Annotated in this window: 22 protein-coding genes; 12 read left to right on the forward strand and 10 right to left on the reverse strand. The window is 42.2% G+C overall.

All coding sequences use genetic code 11. From position 1 onward, the window contains the following. Window positions 1–265: photosystem II q(b) protein (locus GVY04_05095; protein NBD15528.1), on the forward strand; the 265-nt coding region annotated here is incomplete at its 5' end. Between the two features lie 167 nt (window positions 266–432). Here GVY04_05095 and rimO read toward each other — a convergent pair. Then, window positions 433–1,758: a 30S ribosomal protein S12 methylthiotransferase RimO gene (gene rimO / locus GVY04_05100; GenBank protein NBD15529.1), complete on the reverse strand. Its 1,326-nt coding sequence runs from the start codon at window positions 1,756–1,758 to the stop codon at window positions 433–435. A gap of 79 nt (window positions 1,759–1,837) precedes the next feature. Between rimO and GVY04_05105 the strand changes: the two genes are divergently transcribed. After that, entirely contained in the window at window positions 1,838–2,122 is a 285-nt protein-coding gene (locus tag GVY04_05105; GenBank protein NBD15530.1) for a DUF4090 family protein, read from the forward strand. A 43-nt stretch (window positions 2,123–2,165) separates the two neighbouring features. On the opposite strand, the gene GVY04_05110 is transcribed toward GVY04_05105, so the two are convergent. From GVY04_05110 to GVY04_05120, 3 genes are all read right to left on the reverse strand, one after another. Continuing rightward, complete coding sequence (locus GVY04_05110) at window positions 2,166–3,167, reverse strand: hypothetical protein (GenBank protein NBD15531.1); 1,002 nt, start codon at window positions 3,165–3,167, stop codon at window positions 2,166–2,168. 8 nt (window positions 3,168–3,175) lie between these two features. After that, on the reverse strand, window positions 3,176–4,279 hold the full coding sequence (locus GVY04_05115) for a hypothetical protein (protein ID NBD15532.1): 1,104 nt from the start codon (window positions 4,277–4,279) through the stop codon (window positions 3,176–3,178). A 388-nt stretch (window positions 4,280–4,667) separates the two neighbouring features. After that, window positions 4,668–5,669: a hypothetical protein gene (locus GVY04_05120; GenBank protein NBD15533.1), complete on the reverse strand. Its 1,002-nt coding sequence runs from the start codon at window positions 5,667–5,669 to the stop codon at window positions 4,668–4,670. Window positions 5,670–5,911: 242 nt separating this feature from the next. Between GVY04_05120 and GVY04_05125 the strand changes: the two genes are divergently transcribed. The 3 genes from GVY04_05125 to GVY04_05135 are packed head-to-tail and all read left to right on the forward strand — an operon-like array spanning window position 5,912 to window position 7,243. Continuing rightward, window positions 5,912–6,403 (forward strand): universal stress protein, encoded by a 492-nt coding sequence (locus tag GVY04_05125; protein ID NBD15534.1) that lies wholly within the window; start codon window positions 5,912–5,914, stop codon window positions 6,401–6,403. Between the two features lie 51 nt (window positions 6,404–6,454). Continuing rightward, a complete protein-coding gene (gene def, locus GVY04_05130; protein ID NBD15535.1) occupies window positions 6,455–7,021 on the forward strand; it encodes a peptide deformylase in 567 nt (188 codons plus the stop codon). 18 nt (window positions 7,022–7,039) lie between these two features. After that, a complete protein-coding gene (locus GVY04_05135; protein ID NBD15536.1) occupies window positions 7,040–7,243 on the forward strand; it encodes a hypothetical protein in 204 nt (67 codons plus the stop codon). A gap of 93 nt (window positions 7,244–7,336) precedes the next feature. Here GVY04_05135 and fba read toward each other — a convergent pair whose 3' ends face one another. Further along, window positions 7,337–8,416, reverse strand: coding sequence for a fructose-bisphosphate aldolase class II (fba, locus tag GVY04_05140; protein ID NBD15537.1), 1,080 nt, complete (start codon window positions 8,414–8,416; stop codon window positions 7,337–7,339). Window positions 8,417–8,846: 430 nt separating this feature from the next. Here fba and GVY04_05145 point away from each other — a divergent pair, with 430 nt between their 5' ends. Further along, window positions 8,847–9,890 carry a fructose-bisphosphate aldolase class I gene (locus GVY04_05145; GenBank protein ID NBD15538.1) on the forward strand — a complete coding sequence of 348 codons (1,044 nt, stop codon included), beginning with the start codon at window positions 8,847–8,849 and terminating at the stop codon, window positions 9,888–9,890. A gap of 96 nt (window positions 9,891–9,986) precedes the next feature. After that, the gene (gene tsaB / locus GVY04_05150; protein ID NBD15539.1) at window positions 9,987–10,637 is read left to right on the forward strand and encodes a tRNA (adenosine(37)-N6)-threonylcarbamoyltransferase complex dimerization subunit type 1 TsaB; all 651 of its coding nucleotides are present in this window, start codon (window positions 9,987–9,989) and stop codon (window positions 10,635–10,637) included. A 137-nt stretch (window positions 10,638–10,774) separates the two neighbouring features. Here tsaB and GVY04_05155 read toward each other — a convergent pair whose 3' ends face one another. Beyond that, the gene (locus GVY04_05155) at window positions 10,775–10,906 is read right to left on the reverse strand and encodes a DUF4351 domain-containing protein (GenBank protein NBD15540.1); all 132 of its coding nucleotides are present in this window, start codon (window positions 10,904–10,906) and stop codon (window positions 10,775–10,777) included. 142 nt (window positions 10,907–11,048) lie between these two features. Between GVY04_05155 and GVY04_05160 the strand changes: the two genes are divergently transcribed. Genes GVY04_05160 through GVY04_05170 form a run of 3 tightly spaced genes read left to right on the forward strand, consistent with a single transcriptional unit; the run spans window position 11,049 to window position 11,923 of the window. Beyond that, on the forward strand, window positions 11,049–11,279 hold the full coding sequence (locus GVY04_05160; GenBank protein ID NBD15541.1) for a hypothetical protein: 231 nt from the start codon (window positions 11,049–11,051) through the stop codon (window positions 11,277–11,279). Further along, window positions 11,279–11,692 carry a PIN domain-containing protein gene (locus GVY04_05165; protein NBD15542.1) on the forward strand — a complete coding sequence of 138 codons (414 nt, stop codon included), beginning with the start codon at window positions 11,279–11,281 and terminating at the stop codon, window positions 11,690–11,692. Before GVY04_05160 ends, GVY04_05165 begins: the two co-directional genes overlap by 1 nt. 33 nt (window positions 11,693–11,725) lie before the next feature. After that, entirely contained in the window at window positions 11,726–11,923 is a 198-nt protein-coding gene (locus GVY04_05170) for a toxin-antitoxin system HicB family antitoxin (GenBank protein ID NBD15543.1), read from the forward strand. Between the two features lie 182 nt (window positions 11,924–12,105). Here GVY04_05170 and GVY04_05175 read toward each other — a convergent pair whose 3' ends face one another. Beyond that, window positions 12,106–12,273, reverse strand: coding sequence for a DUF4351 domain-containing protein (locus GVY04_05175; protein ID NBD15544.1), 168 nt, complete (start codon window positions 12,271–12,273; stop codon window positions 12,106–12,108). Further along, a complete protein-coding gene (locus GVY04_05180) occupies window positions 12,201–12,470 on the reverse strand; it encodes a DUF2887 domain-containing protein (GenBank protein ID NBD15545.1) in 270 nt (89 codons plus the stop codon). The genes GVY04_05175 and GVY04_05180 overlap by 73 nt, the downstream gene beginning before the upstream one ends. 448 nt (window positions 12,471–12,918) lie before the next feature. On the opposite strand from GVY04_05180, the gene GVY04_05185 reads away from it, so the two are divergent. Then, window positions 12,919–13,518, forward strand: coding sequence for a hypothetical protein (locus GVY04_05185; protein NBD15546.1), 600 nt, complete (start codon window positions 12,919–12,921; stop codon window positions 13,516–13,518). A gap of 2 nt (window positions 13,519–13,520) precedes the next feature. Here the strand turns inward: GVY04_05185 and dcm are convergent, their stop codons facing one another. Then, window positions 13,521–14,693 carry a DNA (cytosine-5-)-methyltransferase gene (gene dcm / locus GVY04_05190; GenBank protein NBD15547.1) on the reverse strand — a complete coding sequence of 391 codons (1,173 nt, stop codon included), beginning with the start codon at window positions 14,691–14,693 and terminating at the stop codon, window positions 13,521–13,523. Window positions 14,694–14,711: 18 nt separating this feature from the next. Beyond that, window positions 14,712–14,915 carry a hypothetical protein gene (locus tag GVY04_05195; GenBank protein ID NBD15548.1) on the reverse strand — a complete coding sequence of 68 codons (204 nt, stop codon included), beginning with the start codon at window positions 14,913–14,915 and terminating at the stop codon, window positions 14,712–14,714. 276 nt (window positions 14,916–15,191) lie between these two features. On the opposite strand from GVY04_05195, the gene GVY04_05200 reads away from it, so the two are divergent. Then, on the forward strand, window positions 15,192–15,902 hold the full coding sequence (locus tag GVY04_05200) for a Uma2 family endonuclease (GenBank protein NBD15549.1): 711 nt from the start codon (window positions 15,192–15,194) through the stop codon (window positions 15,900–15,902). Window positions 15,903–16,131: the final 229 nt, after the last annotated feature.

Consider the following 16,131-nt stretch of genomic DNA (forward strand, 5'->3'; position numbering starts at 1 on the left):
CTTCTTAGCCGCCTGGCCCGTAGTTGGCATCTGGTTCACTGCCCTTGGTATCAGCACCATGGCCTTCAACCTGAACGGATTCAACTTCAACCAGTCCATCTTAGATAGCCAAGGTCGCGTCATCAACACCTGGGCAGACGTCCTCAACCGCGCGAACTTAGGATTCGAGGTCATGCACGAACGGAATGCGCACAACTTCCCCTTAGACTTAGCGGCAGGTGAAGCGACTCCCGTAGCGATGCAAGCCCCTGAAATCAACGGCTAATTTTCTAGCCTCGCTTTAGATTTCTTACCCTCTTCTTCGGAAGGGGGTTTTTGTTTGCTAAGTGGGACTTAAAAGAAATTAGATCCAAGAACAAAATGCCCCTCCTCGCTAGCGACTAAGCTCTTCAGTCGTAAGTAAGACGCGGAGGGGCATATGAAAATTCGTTCCTATCCCAAACGGGAATTAATCTCGCCATATAAATCGTAAACATCAGCATGGGTGATTTTAGCTTTCACCATTGTACCGAGACTAGCTTTTCCCTTCAGATAAACTAATCCATCGACATCTGGGGCAAATCGTACTGAACGGCCAATGAACTCTCCAGTTTTGGGTTTACCTTGCTCGACTAAAACATCAATGATTTCGCCAACACAGGCTTGGTTTTTCCGCGCTGCAATGGGTTGTTGAAGGCTCATCAGACGATCGCGCCGTTCTTCCATGACTGCTTTTGGGAGTTGCTCGGGTAAATTATAAGCGGCAGTTCCCTCTTCCGGGGAGAAGGTAAATGCCCCCATCAAGTCAAACTCGTGGCGTGTGACAAAGTCGCACAAATGCTGGAAATGTTCTTCCGTTTCTCCAGGAAAACCGACAATAAACGTCGTCCGTAAGACGGCTTCCGGTAACTCTTCTTTAATCCGGCGAATAATGCCATCATTGACGCGCCCCTGCCAAGGACGATTCATGGCTCGTAAAATTTCAGGGTGAGAGTGCTGTAGGGGTAAATCCAGATAGGGCAGAACATTAGGCGTTTCTTGAATCGCTCGAATCACTTTTGGCGTGAGTCCAGTGGGATAGGCATAATGCATTCGGATCCAGGGGACATCCACTTCTCCTAAAGCCCGCAACAATTGGGCTAACTTGGGTTCACCGTAAAGATCAACGCCATAGTTGGTGGTAATTTGCGAAATGAGAACCAGTTCTTTCACCCCTTGTTCGGCAAGGCTGTGGGCTTCGTTCACAATGGATTCAATGGAGCGCGATCGCTGCTTGCCCCGTAAATGAGGAATAATACAAAACGCACAAGCATAATCACACCCTTCCGCCACTCGCAAATAAGCAACCGCTTCGCTGGTGGTGCGATACCGCGGAACCGTTTCATCAGCAATATAAGTGGGTTCAGCGGTAATTTCTTTGACCCGTTTGCCATCTTCCACGCGCTGGATAACATCAACGATTTTGCCATAATCACCTGTTCCGACCACAGCTACGGCTTCAGGGATTTCTTCTAATAATTCTTCTTGAAAATGTTGCGCTAAACAGCCGGTAATCAGAATTTTTTTATTTGCTTCTGCTAACTCCACTAAAGTTCGGACTGACTCTTCTCGTGCTGCTTCAATAAAACTACACGTATTGACAATGACGTAGTCTGCCGTTTCTTCATTATTATCAACCGGATAGCCTGCTTGCGCGAGCAAGCCTAACATATGTTCTGAATCAATTCGGTTTTTTTCGCAGCCTAGGTGAGAAATAGCAATTGTAGGTTTTTCCGACATAAGTTGAGCCTTAAAAAGGTGCAATTAACAATGTATAATAGCCGAGACTAGATCACGAATATGTAATCAGAATTATTTTATGTCTCAAGAACAAACCGGCGCTGACGCAGTTGATCGCGCGATCGCGCAAGGCATCGATCTCGATGGTAGTCCCATCCCGCAAGCCAAACTCGCTCTCTACCGGCAAGTCATGGCGTTAGAAGCCAACCGCAAACGGAGTGGTGTCCAGAATACTATGCGTTCCCGTATTGTCCGTATTGGCGCAAAACATCTCCCTCAAGACCAACTTAACCAGATGTTAGCAGAGGCCGATTTTCCTCCTCTCAAAGAGAAGGAAATCGCTTTTTACTATAATAAACGTTGACCAACATTGCACTTGCAATTCCCGACGTGAGTCGCTTTGAGACTTAAGGTGTAATCCCATCCGGAAGAATCACGCCCGCCAAATTAACGTTTGTCCAATTAGTACTATTCAAATCTGCTTCCGTCAAATCAGTATTATTCAGGTTCGCATTGGTCAGATTCGCTCGCGCTAAATTGGCTTGTCTAAGATTGGCGTCACTTAGATTCCCATAACTCAAATTGGCATGTTTCAGACTCGCGCGAATCATTCTCGCTCTCTCTAAGTTGGCTTGAGATAAATCAACCTGATCTAAAATTGCCTCAAACATTTTGGCTTCATTGAGATTAGCATCGGTTAAATCAGCCCCGCTCAAATCGGCTCGCTCCAAATTCACCCGAGTTAAATTGGCACCTCTTAGTTTTGCCCCTTTTAAGTTCGCTCTACTTAAATCAGCATTAAATAAATTCGCTTCACTTAAATCTGCTCCTTCTAAGTTCGCTTTCATCAGACTTGCTCGCGCCAAATTCGCTTCTCTGAGCTTGGCTTGAGTAAAGTCAAGTTCATCAAGATGCAAACCTTCGAGATCGCTACGGTGTAAATTTGTCCGCTTCAGTTTTGTTTTCGTCTTGCGAGTACCTCGGTTTTCTGACTCTGTCAGGACTGCTTTTAGCAAACAGGCTCCTGTTAAATCAGCCCCAGATAAGTCAGCTCCAGTCAAATTTGCTTCCATCAAATTCCCATCTAGGAAAGAAGCGAGAGTAAGATTTGTATCACTTAAGTTAGCACGCTGGAGCGTTGCACCATGGAAATCGCAGTCATGAAGATTTGCAAAGCGAAGATTCGCTTGACTCAAATTAGTGCCACTGAGTTTAGCTTTGATTAAATTACAACCCGTCAAATTAGCTTCATTCAGAAAAGCAAAAGCGAGATTACTATTTTCTAAGTTTGATTGAGACAGATTAATTTCTATTAAATCTGCCCCAGATAAGTCAGCCCCAACTAAAGCTTTGTTACTAAAGTTTTTTTGGCCTTTAGTATAATGAGTTAAAAGTTCCTGAGCATCCATAGGTCAAATTAGTTAGTTTCATAAAGGGGTTTGAGAGCCATTACAATTGCTTTTGCAACTTGCATATTTTCATCAATTTTGAACATTTTACTTTTAATAGAAGAGAGAGCCAAAGCAGTTGTTTCCAGATGATCTTGAAGTTCTTGTACCGTCTTAAATTCCTGCACAACTCCCATCAACATTTGATCAAGTTCATAAGTTTTGAGCAACAAACCATCTGCTTCTTGCTGAGTCGTCAGTGGGCTTGAGTTCAGACTATAGTACAACAACATCTTGACTCGCAGCGGATTCGTATACTGCATAATCCGCTGTCTAACTTGATAGGGATTGTAATCAAAGTTATGCTTTCGGGTTTCAGTTTTAACTTTAGCTTGTGAACTGGTTCTGCTTTCAGTGGTCTGAGGATGGGTCGTCGTTTTTTTAGAAACATTGACCAGTGACTTAAATTTTTCGAGCTCAACTTCACTCCCATACAATTTAGCGAGTTGGGTGATGATGCTAGCCGCAACTTTTGAATAAGTTCCCTGTTTATTTAAACCTTTAACAATTTTGAACAAGTTGATGCCCACTCGTTCAAGATCGGGATAGTTTTGATAAATTTCTTGAATCAACTGCGCCAGCGGATAGTTAGATAAAGTTTCGGGATTATTTTCCCAGCGGTGCTTGGTTAAGGCAAAAAGCATTTTATGGATACGGTTCGCATTTTTGTCTTGCTCAAGGTTTTGGGTAATTTCCGCGATTTGGCTACTTTGGGTCAAGGAAGAATTCATGGAGGTTTGCTGAAGCTTTGAAGAAAATGAGGTGGCTAATGGATCTTCGAGGGTTTCACCGTAAATTTGACTAATTTTTCCGAGTAATTGTTGAGCAACGGGATAGTATTTTTCCGGCTTGTTTAAGCCGTCAACTACACGATTGAGTTGATCTCTAACTGCACTAATGGTTGGTTGGGATTGGCGCAGTTCTGAGATAAGCTCTCCCATCCTCGTGGCAGAAAGAGTGCTCCGGTCATTTTCCCAATAGTTCCTACAAGTTGCAAACAAGAGTTTCTTCATCATCATTGAATGGTACTGCTGTTCAACAGCTTGTATTAGAGGCTGAGAAATAGAAACCATTGTGATTTCCTCCAAGATTTAACTGAGATATACGATTTAGACATCACAACATAAAAACGACGAAAGTCATTTGTTTTTTGAATTAATCTTTTCTATGAGAAGAGATGAAAATCAATTGAGGTAGTAAATTAACCCGACTTTAGGGTTAAAACAAAGCACATACAAATACTATTTGCAATCACATTATACTATCAGTATAAACTCTGAACTTGGGACTGGCAAGTATTGACGAAAATTAATTTTGTCGCACTCCTTATTTACCTCTGATCAGATTATGAATTGATTCAGTATCTGAGATAAAACAATTATAATCACTTAAGCTTTGACAAGGATTAATTTTCTAAAGTCCTCTCCCTGTTGATGTCATTGAGCTCTAGGACTAGACTCATTATCCGGAATATTCATTATGCACTCGACCATCAGGCATTGTTGCGCCCATAAGTTTTAATTGATTCAAATCAATACTACTTAATTCAGCTCGAAGTAAATTAGATTGACTAAGATCTGTTCCAATGAGAGAGGCTCGGGCTAAGCTTGCCTCGATCAGTGTGGCGTGACTCAGGTTAGCTTCATTAAAGTTGCAACGTTGCAAGTCAGCGCCATTGAGTCGTGCTAGATGCAGATTCGCTTGTCTTAAATTAGCCTTCATCAACTTTGCTTCTCGGAGCACCGCTTCTTGCAGATTGGCTCCAACTAGAGAAGCCCCAATCAGGCGCGATCGCTCTAAGGTTGCTTTTTTTAAATTGGCTCCGTCGAGACACACTTGATCAACTTGAGCATTACTTAAAAGGGCTTCTTCTAAATTCGCCTCTGTTAGATTAGCTCCTCGTAAATCAGCCCCTCTTAAGATGGCATTTTTCAGGTTTGCCCCTTGCAGTTGTGCTTGTCTTAAGTCAGCACTCCTTAAGTTGGCGCCTTGGAGATCAATCCGCTGTAAATTGGCGCCTTGTAACTTCGTGATTTTACGACTTTCTTCTCTTAAATTGGCAAAACGCAGACAAGCTCCGGTTAAGTTAGCATTACTCAAATCAGCTTCTCGTAAATCAGCTTCCGAGAGATTAGTATCAACTAAGTTAGCGTAGCTGAGATTGGCTCCTCTCAACACTGCTTTTTGTAAACTTGCCCCTTGTAGATCAGCTTTATATAAAGACGATTGTTTAAATGTTGCTTGATTGAGATTAGCACCACTTAACCGAATCCCAGTTAAGTCCGATTCGAGGAAGTAGGCTTCGTTGAGATAAGCAAACGTTAAGATAGTAGCTTGTAAACGCGATTGCTCGAAATGAATACCAATTAGATCGGCTCCCCAGAGGTTGGCTCCATTTAGATCAATGCCTATAAATTCAGTTGTGCCGCTAGCATATTGAGTAAGGAGTACTTTAACGTCCATCGGGGAGAAAAATTATTGATTATGTAGGAAAATAGTTAGCTAAGGATAAGGAAGTACATTGATATCCTACCCTTCCTAAGGCTACCAATGATCGAGCAGGAAATGAATAGCAATCGCATTGCTGGTTCGCTACCCGAACATTCCACCTTTAGGATACTCGTGTTTGGGAAAGGAGAAAATATTTTCTCATCTTAAATTATTCCTTATTATTGTTGTTTATTCTTTAGAACGAGGTGCCTCCAATGACTTATCGGAAAATTTTAGTTGCTTTGGATCAATCATCCCAAGCAGAAGCCATACTGAAGCAAGCGATCGCGATCGCCAAACCCCATCAAGCTAAACTGATTCTATTCCATGCCCTCATGTTTGATGGTCGTAATCTTGACGCTTACAGCGGCATTTATGGACAAAATGTTCTCAGCCTTTCTTCCTCGGTGCAAGAACACATTGAAGCCCAAACTCAGGAAGTAGAAAATTGGTTGAAAACTTGCGCGCAAACCGTGCAAGAGGAGGGGCTAGAAGTTGAATATTCCTGGCGCATTGGCGATCCGAGTAGTTGGATTCGGGAAATGGCGAAAACTTCTGATGCGGATCTAGTGATTTTAGGACGACGGGGACGAAGAGGACTTGCAGAAGTTTTCTTGGGTAGCGTGAGTAATCATGTGGTTCATTACGCCCCTTGTTCTGTGCTTGTGGTGCAAGGAAAAGATGTTGCCGCTGCGCAAGAGTCTTAGATTGTTACAATAGAAAGAAAACCTAATTGTTGTTTAAACTGAGGAAACCGAATGACTGCGTCAATTATCAATCAACAAAAATCAGGGCAAGACGCTTCCCTTTCTCTCCATTATTTGGGCGATCGCGCACTGCGTCAGTCTACGAAGCGGATTAATAAAATTAATCAATCGGTGCGGGATTTAGCCCAAGAAATGCTGCAAACCATGTACGCCGAACAAGGGATTGGTTTAGCCGCCCCGCAGGTGGGAGTGAATAAACAAATGCTGGTGATTGATTGCGACCCCAATAATACCGCAACGCCACCGCTCATTCTCATTAATCCCGAAATTAAAAGTTACAGTAAAGAACTCGCCACCGGAGAAGAAGGATGTTTAAGCATCCCTGGGGTTTTCCTGGATGTAATGCGTCCCGAAGCAGTAGAAGTGAAATATAAAGATGAATACGGTCGTCCCCAAAAAATGCAAGCGAGCGGATTACTGGCAAGGGTGATTCAACATGAATTAGACCATCTCCACGGTGTCCTATTTGTTGATCGTGTGCCCAATGATCTAGTCTTAACAGAAGCTCTCAATAAACAAGGCTTTTCTGTGCAAGCAGTTAAATCAATCTCATCTTAAATGCAAAGGAGTGAAAGCGTGCTACTGACCCCAAAAAGCGGTTTATTTTTAATGGTTTCTTGTGTGGCAGCGATCGCGGCTGTCGGCTCAGTATTTGAATTATCTTACGGTCATCCTCGCTATGGTGTCTTTATGACATCTATTATTCTGAGCGGTAGCATTCCCCTTACCGGGGCAGCCCTTTGGGCAGCGGTTAAAGATGCTCGTGCCAATTTAAAGTAGTCAATAACAGTTCTAAAAAAAGGGGGTAGCAATAACTGCCACCTCCTTAATTTCTTGCTGAAAAATGAGTTCTCAGGAAAAATTATCTTTAAATTAAGCAGGAACTGCTTTTTTCGGATTGGCTGCTAATTCGCCACTGGCATATTTAGCGGCATAAACATCTAAGGTTTCTTGCTTGATCTTGGTGGCATTGCCAGCCGTACCAAACGCTTCATAACGCTCAGCACAAACTTGTTTCATGTACTTGATGGAAGGTTTGAGGAAATGACGGGGGTCGAAGTTAGCGGGGTCTTTCATCGCTGCTTCCCGAATAGCGGCAGTAATGGCTAAACGGTTATCTGTATCGATGTTGACCTTACGAACACCACTCTTGATGCCTTTTTGAATCTCTTCAATCGGAACACCGTAAGTTTCAGGAATTTGTCCACCATACTGGTTAATCATATCTAACCATTCTTGAGGAACAGAGGAAGAACCATGCATGACTAAGTGGGTATTGGGCAGACGGCGGTTAATTTCTTGAATCCGGTCGATCGCGAGAATTTCACCGGTGGGTTTACGGGTAAATTTATAAGCACCATGGCTCGTCCCAATCGCCACCGCCAGCGCATCCACCTGAGTCCGCTCAACAAATTCCACGGCTTCGTCAGGGTCAGTTAATAATTGCTCACGGCTTAAAACCCCTTCTGCACCGTGACCATCTTCTTTATCCCCTTTTCCGGTTTCGAGAGACCCTAAGCAACCGAGTTCTCCTTCAACACTGACGCCAACCGCATGAGCGACTTTGACGACTTCTGCCGTCACACTGGCATTATATTCAAAGCTAGCGGGAGTTTTGGCATCTTCTTCTAAAGAACCATCCATCATCACACTGGTAAAACCGTTACGGATTGCGGAGTAGCAGGTCGCGGGGCCATTTCCGTGATCCTGGTGCATCGCAATGGGGATGTGGGGATAGGTTTCGACTGCAGCTGTGATTAAATGACGCAGGAAATTTTCCCCTGCATATTTACGCGCACCGCGAGAGGCTTGCAGAATAACTGGGCTATTGGTTTCGTCCGCAGCCTGCATAATGGATTGGATTTGCTCCATATTATTGACGTTATAGGCAGGGATACCGTAACCGTTTTCTGCTGCGTGATCCAGTAATAACCGCATCGGGACAAGCGCCATAGTCTTCCTCCTATTGAGTTTTCTCTATAATTTTAATCGAAAAACTTCAAAAAAATTTATCTTTTGTTTTTTAATCTTAAGATAAATTTCAAAATTTGACGAATTGATACTCATTCTACATCCCCTTTGGGTTAGAAGCAAAACCCCATCAAAAGGGAGAGACGGCTAAATGCAAAGAATTAGCGTTAGCGCGTGAGTCAAAAACAAAATTTTAAGAGATTTTAAGAAACGAGATTGGCTACAACTTAAGGCAGAGGCTATTCTCTAACCCAAGACTTAGAATGAAAAACGAGTAACCCGTAAGGTCTCTACCTTTCTTCAGACTTTTTTAATTTTTGCCATTTTCCCTTTGACAAGTATTTCCTGTAAATGAGAAGGTATGGCAGAGAAGTAAATATTAATAAAATAAACGTCATCAGGAGCAGTTTATATGAATCAATACGCAGCAGAACTTCGACAGACCGCGCAAGCGATGGTAGCTCCGAATCAAGGGGTGCTGGCGATGGATGAGAGCAACGGCACCTGCAACAAGCGGTTTCGGAAAGAAGGAATTGAAGAAACAGAAGAAATGCGTCGTCAATATCGGGAGTTAATCCTGACGACACCCAAATTAGGCAATTATATTAGTGGTGCCATTCTCTACGATGAAACCATCCGTCAGAAAAAAGAAGATGGTACACCTTTCACTCAGGTGATGAGAGATAATGATGTCATTATTGGCATTAAAGTGGATAAAGGTGCGAAAGATTTAGCCGGTCATCCGGGTGAAAAAGTAACGGAAGGATTAGATGGGCTGCGCGATCGCATCGCAGAATACTATCAAATGGGTGCTCGTTTCGCGAAATGGCGGGCTGTCATCACCATTGGTGATGGTATTCCCACTCGCGGTTGCATTGAAGCCAATGCTCATGCTTTAGCCCGTTATGCTGCTTTATGCCAAGAAGGTGGCTTAGTACCCATTGTTGAGCCAGAAGTGCTCATCGATGGCGACCATACCATTGAGCGTTGCTACGAAGTGACAGATGAAACCCTACGCACTGTCTTTAGCGAGCTACGGACACAGAATGTTGCGTTTGACCAAATGATTCTCAAGCCCAGCATGGTCATTTCCGGGAAACAGTGTCCGCAACAAGCCAACCCACAAGGGGTGGCGGAAAAAACAATTAAGTGTCTGCGCGATAATGTTCCCGCTTCTGTTCCTGGTATTGCCTTCTTGTCTGGTGGACAAACCCCTGAACAAGCCGCTGAACACCTGCACTTAATGAACTCTGAACCACTTAAATCCCAATGCCCTTGGCGTGTCACTTTCTCCTATGCTCGCGCGATTCAGCAGCCCGCACTGGAACATTGGAAAGGACAAACCAATAATGTTGCGGAAGCGCAAAAACTTTTACAACACCGTGCCCAGTGCAATAGCGCCGCTAGCATGGGCAGCTACTCCGCAGAGATGGAAAAACAACCTGCCATGGCTTAATTGATCAAACGAGTAAAGCCAGATTACGAACAATAATTAGTTTATAGTAGGGTGGGCAAAGCTCACTCTACTATTTTTATGGAAAATTTGATGGGAATGGGTGCAACAGAACAACGAGCGGAATATGGTTTGGCACTACATACCACTAGTCCTCAACTCGGACTTGCTTTGAGTAATTTTCAGGGAGATCACAGGATGCGCACTTGGGATTTAGATCGCGATTTATCCAGCCATCTCCATGTTCTCTTACAAGAATTTCTTGTTCCTCAAACTTGGTCTGATTTAATGTTTATTGCCGTTGCTAGAGGACCTGGCAGTTTTACCGGTACTCGGATTGGTGTAGCAACGGCTCGTACTTTAGCCCAACAGCTCAATCTTTCGTTGTTTGCCATTTCTACTTTAGCGGGAGTGGTTGCCAATGAACGGGAAAATAATCCCAATCAATTTTCTGATTCTGATTTGATGGCGGTGCAAATTCCCGCGCGTCGACAACAATTGTTTGTGGGCATTTATCAAGTGAGTGTAACTGGGTTAACTCCTTATCTATCAGATACGACAATGACAGAACCTGATTGGGAAATGACATTAAGAAATTTAGATCAGCCGTATCAGTTAGTGAAAGCAGAAGCCAACCAATTAGGAAAAACGGTTTCCAGTCTCCTCAACTTAGCTTATGAAGAATGGCAACAAGGGAAATCTCCTGGCGTAGCAGAAGCAACCCCTTTCTATGGACAAAGTCCCGTTTAAAGATTAATCGAGAAGCCAACTCGTTCCGCATCATTTCATTTTCTAGCTGACAAATCTAGAGACTCTGAGGATCAACGTCAACTCAGCAGTCGCTGCGATCGCGAGCCAGAATAACAACTCTAGCAGCGATCGCGCTTTTAATCTTGACTCGACTGTTCTAACCAAGTGAGCAAATCTTCAAGGGAAGTAAAATCCAGCAGCGCTTCGGCTAAAGATTCGGTCTGTTCAAGGTTCAGTTGCTCAATCTGGGTTTGTATGTTTTGGGGAATCTCTCCAAAGCAACGGGAAAGTGCGCGACTGGATCAGGTCATCCCCTCTAAACTGTTGGATTTCATCTTCCCCACCAACTAAACTACAGACAGATTAGGATCGCTATAGGAAAGGTAGATTAAACAGGACTAGGGTAAAGTAATGACAATCAAAGAGTTGATCCAAGCTGAATTAGAGCGTGTTCCAGAAGAGCAGTTAGAGCAAGTTTATAACTTGATCAGAGAATTCAATAAAAAGACAAATGAAGAGGCTTCGGACTGGGATAGCTTAGGAAATTTGTTGGAAGAGTGCAAGGTGGAAACAGGGATTTCTGATCTCTCTTATCAGCATGATCACTATTTGCATGGAACACCGAAGCAGGAAGAAGTTTAGTGAATGAAGTTTTTGTCGATACGGCAGCTTGGTTAGCCTTACTCAATAAATCAGACAGTTTTCATCCAAAGGCGAAGGATGTTGAGAAATCTCTGCAAGCCAATAGACGTTTATGGGTAACAACCGATTTCATTCTAATTGAAGTAGCTGATGCTCTATGTAGTGTCTCTCAGCGTTCTCAAACTGCTAAGTTGATTAAGAATTTAAAGAGGCTGAAATCTGTGTTGGTCGTGGCGTTAGATCCAGAATTACTCGAACAAGGTTTAGCCTTATATGAATCGAGACTTGATAAAGATTGGGGGTTAACTGACTGTATTAGCTTTGTCGTGATGCAACAGAGAGGAATTACGGAAGCATTTACGTCTGATCGGCATTTTGAGCAAGCGGGTTTTATCCGTTTGATGAAGCCTTAAATCTTCGACAAAGACTAGACTAGATAAAAACGTTTGAAAGCTTTGGCACAAAGTCGAGGAATCAGTGTTAATAAGCTTATGGAAGAACTTTCGACGATCGCGCTGACTGAATTTGATGCTCACACCCGTTTTCAAGTAATGGCAGCTAGAGGGAATTCTGAAGAAGGATTGAAATTGCTGGACAAACTTGATTACCTCACGAATCAGAAAAACGAATCAAATTCATCCTGAATAATATAGAAAAGTCAGTGCGATCGCGTGATGGGGTCAGACCAAGAATGACGCGATAACCCCCAAGAGGAGAACTTGATCTCGGCGCTGTTATCAACTAGAGACTTAAAGCAGAAAACCTTACTTGCTTTGAGACGTATTAATCGGCTCCCATGCTGTGATTGTAGAGTGCGATCGCGCTTTTAATCTTGACTCGACTGTTCTAACCAAGTGAGCAAATCTTCAAGGGAAGTAAAATCCAGCAGCGCTTCGGCTAAAGATTCGGTCTGTTCAAGGTTCAGTTGCTCAATCTGGGTTTGTATGTTTTGGGGAATCTCTCCAAAGCAACGGGAAAGTTGTCGCAGTACCAGTGATTGAAATCAAGTTTTATTTGCGCTTCCAAAAGAATAATTGGATGATTGGGATTATCTGATTGTGGAAACATTAACCCATCAGTGCGAAAGCTGAATGCTTTGACTTCTTGGGCGCGAAACTCATACTCACAAGGAGGGATTTCTCCCATCAACTCAAACGCGATCGCGGGAGAAGTCTGAAAAATTTGATACAAGATATGATCGGTTCTAGTAGGTTGATTTTACTTAATCAACAGCGTGATTCCTACGGCTCGGTGTCCGATTTACGCGCTTCGTAAGCTCTCCCTGTGGATAAGGTAGAAAAGTCGGCGCGAACTCCTCCTCAAAAAAACTTGGTTGTTCGCATCGGTGAAGAACACAGATTATGTAGAGTCTGCTATCTTAAGAAATTTCGCCAACTTAATTATTGTGATTTTGAAGGCGATATTTTATGATTAAGGATAGTCGCTTGTGGCATAACTAAAAAAGTCTCAGAACAACTTGAGATTATTGATCAATTTGTTTTTACTTGCAACCGCTAGATTCTATTGGGGATCAGTACCCACCCTCCTATTTTAAAGAGTAAAAAAAGTAAAATGCAATGGGATATAACAAAGGAGATCGTTACGAAAAAAAATTTTTGAAATCTTACAAAAGAAAAATTTGTTATCTCCAGAAGCAAAGCGCGGTGGAAGTAGTAGCAAGCCTGATCTGATTTTTTTGCATCAATCACGTGCCAGTTTCCTAGAAGTCAAACTTGATCTCAAAGCAGACTATGGACAAAAAATGTTGAAATGGGAGAACGGAGTTTGGTCTTGGTGTCGTCATGATTCCGTCACTCAGCTATATTCACATTTGAAAATTTTAGATCATATTAACAATAAAAAAATTATTCCCAATCGCTATACAATCCGAAAAGAAGCAATTACTCAAGCCCAAAAAACAGAAGATCAGCAGCAATTTGAAGATCAACACGAAATTGATATTAATGCCCTTTATCAATACTACACCAATAGAAATTGTTACTATATTCAAATTGGAGGTTATGGTTTCTATCATTTAGAACAAGATATCCTGAATTTAGGAACACCCCAATTTAAGTGTAAAATGCTATTACGATTGCGGGCTAAAACTATCCACAGTCAGCCCTTATATAACTATGGCTTTTATGCTGTCCTAAAACCTAAGGGGAAACCGCAACAAACTTCCCCTTATGATTTGGAAGAAAAGGAGGATCGTATTTTTCCTCCAATACAACCTTAATTCTAAAAAAGTTCTAATTGAACCAATTGAGAAGTTTCATTTTTCGGTTTACGATAAGTAAAAGCATTTGCTCGAACCGAATCGATTTTCGGGAAATCGATTGCTTTTTCCATGTTTTCTTTTTCTTGATCTAACTGCAAAATGGCTTGACCAATTGCTTTCGCCATCAGCGGCGGAACTGCATTTCCAATCTGTCGCCATTGTTGGGTAACCGTTCCACAAAAAACATAATTTGCAGGAAACGATTGAATTGCTGCTGCTTCTCTTGCAGTGAGATATCGGTCTTCTGTCGGATGATAAAAGGTTGTGCGACTAGTATTAATTGTTCCGGCACAAGCGGCTCGATCAAGCCGTCTTAATTTCGCTTCTCGAAAACGTCTTTCTAATAGCTTATCCCAATCAATATCAAACCATAATTCAGGCGGTAAATAAGCCTTTTGGTCTTTTTCATAGCGAATACTTCCTCCTTCTGGGATATAGCTTAAACGTTTTTTTTCTAGGGAATTGGTAATTTGAGCTTTTTCTAAATCATGATTCAATATTTGATTATTATCTGTTTTTAAATGATTAAATGCCCAATCTACTGTTCGAGGTAAGGAGAGGTTATCTTCCCCTTCCTCAGAATCAGTAAATAAAATTTCAGGATACAAGTTTGTGACTTGAAAGCGATTCGCTAATAAAATCGTTCGTCTTCTTTTTTCAGGAACACCATAATGATGTGCTGATAAGACTTTTATATCAACGCGGTAACCGATTTTCGTAAAACTATCAAGAATCACTTTTAGGGTTGGTTCATTTCTTCTCGATAAAAGTCCTGTGACATTTTCCATAATTACATAATCTGGGCAGAGACTTTTAATAATGCGTAAGAAGTCCCAAAATAAAAAGTTTCGTTGATCTTGATGATTATTTTGACCAATGGTAGAAAATCCTTGACACGGCGGCCCTCCACAAATTAAATCGATTTTTTGATAACCGACTGCCTCCTGAATCTTCTCGATAGAAATTTCTCTTAAATCACCAATAATCGTCTTAGCATTTTGATGGTTGATTTGGAATGTTTCAATGGCTATTGCATCATGATCAACCCCCAGTAAACATTGAAATCCTGCCATTTCCAATCCGCAGGACATTCCACCAGCCCCTGAAAATAAATCAATAAATTTCTTATTCATTGTGTTACGATGCTATCTTTAGTATTTATATTTATTTTGTCGCTCTTTTGCTCTAATTCTGGGTTTAGTATGAGCGACTTTAGCCACTTTTTGCCATTCTGCTTCCTCTAAAATAGCATCTAAAACATCTGATATATTGCATTTCTGTTCAAAAGCAATTCGGCGCAAGATGTCATGATGTTCAGGTTGTATATAGACGGGCTTTCTTTGTGTTTGAGGCATTTTTCCTCATTGATCTACTTTTTCTACGATTATACCAGAATTTAGCTAATTAGCTAAATATTTTTAGGTAAAAATTTGCTTTGATGTTAATGGCTAAGATGCTTGCTTTGACAGCGTGAGTATTAAGCGCCCACCGTGAAGAATTAGCAGCCCAAGAAGTTTCCAAACAAATCGGTATCAATTATCAACCGCTTGCTGTTTGTCGTTAGTCTTCCTGTCAGAATAAAAAAGAACAATAGAATAAAAGTAGGATGAAATACACTGCAATTAACGCCTATGCGTCGCCCGATCGCGCCGATAAAAGTAAAATGGGAAAAACTTCCCCCAGACTACACTCTCCCCGATGATCCTGTGGATAATATCGCTCAACCCCTCCTCGCCGAAGCCCTTAGCGATAGTTTAGATCTGGCTGGCTATTTAGGGGAAACTGCCTTTACTTGCACCAATTATGGCATCTGCGCTGTTGTGGAGGGCAAAATTGTCGTCAAAGCTCCCGATTGGGGTTATGTAGCGCAAACTTGGGTGTCTCGGGAAGCAATTGAAAGAAGCTACACCCCAAAATTAGAGGGCGAGATTCCAACCATTGTCATGGAATTTCTCTCCGAAACCGAGGGAACCGAATACTCCATTAAACCCACTTATCCCCCTGGAAAATGGTTTTTCTATGAACAAGTTTTACAAGTTCCTCACTACGTTATTTTCGGGATTGCCACAGGGGAATTAGAAGTTTATCAGTTGAACTCGTCTCAAGTTTATGACTTACAACAACCTGATGAGAAGGGGCGGTATTGGATTGCTGGATTAAACTTATATTTGGGGGTATGGGAAGGAACACACCGTAATCGTAGCGGTTACTGGTTGCGTTGGTGGAATGAACAGGAAGCGTTATTATTGTGGGGAAGTGAGTTGGCACAAAGAGAGCGCGATCGCGCTGAACGTCTTAAGACTCAGTTGCGCTCATTGGGGATTGAACCAGAAAATAGTTAAAATGCACATCATTGAGTAACCCACTATATTAAAGGTTCTAGTTTCGCTGAAACTTCATCAACGACTGCTTGCGGTGCTGGTTCAATATATTCAACATTTCGTTGCTTCCAATCAATAGACATCTCCAAAAACCTAAAACTCTTACTGTAACTAAGTTACACCGCAAACGATTTTCGGATTAATTTCCTCCTCAATAACGAGGTCATCAGATGTTGAAGCACCCAAACCC

The organism is Cyanobacteria bacterium GSL.Bin1 (assembly GCA_009909085.1).
Taxonomy (GTDB): Bacteria; Cyanobacteriota; Cyanobacteriia; order Cyanobacteriales; family Rubidibacteraceae; genus Halothece.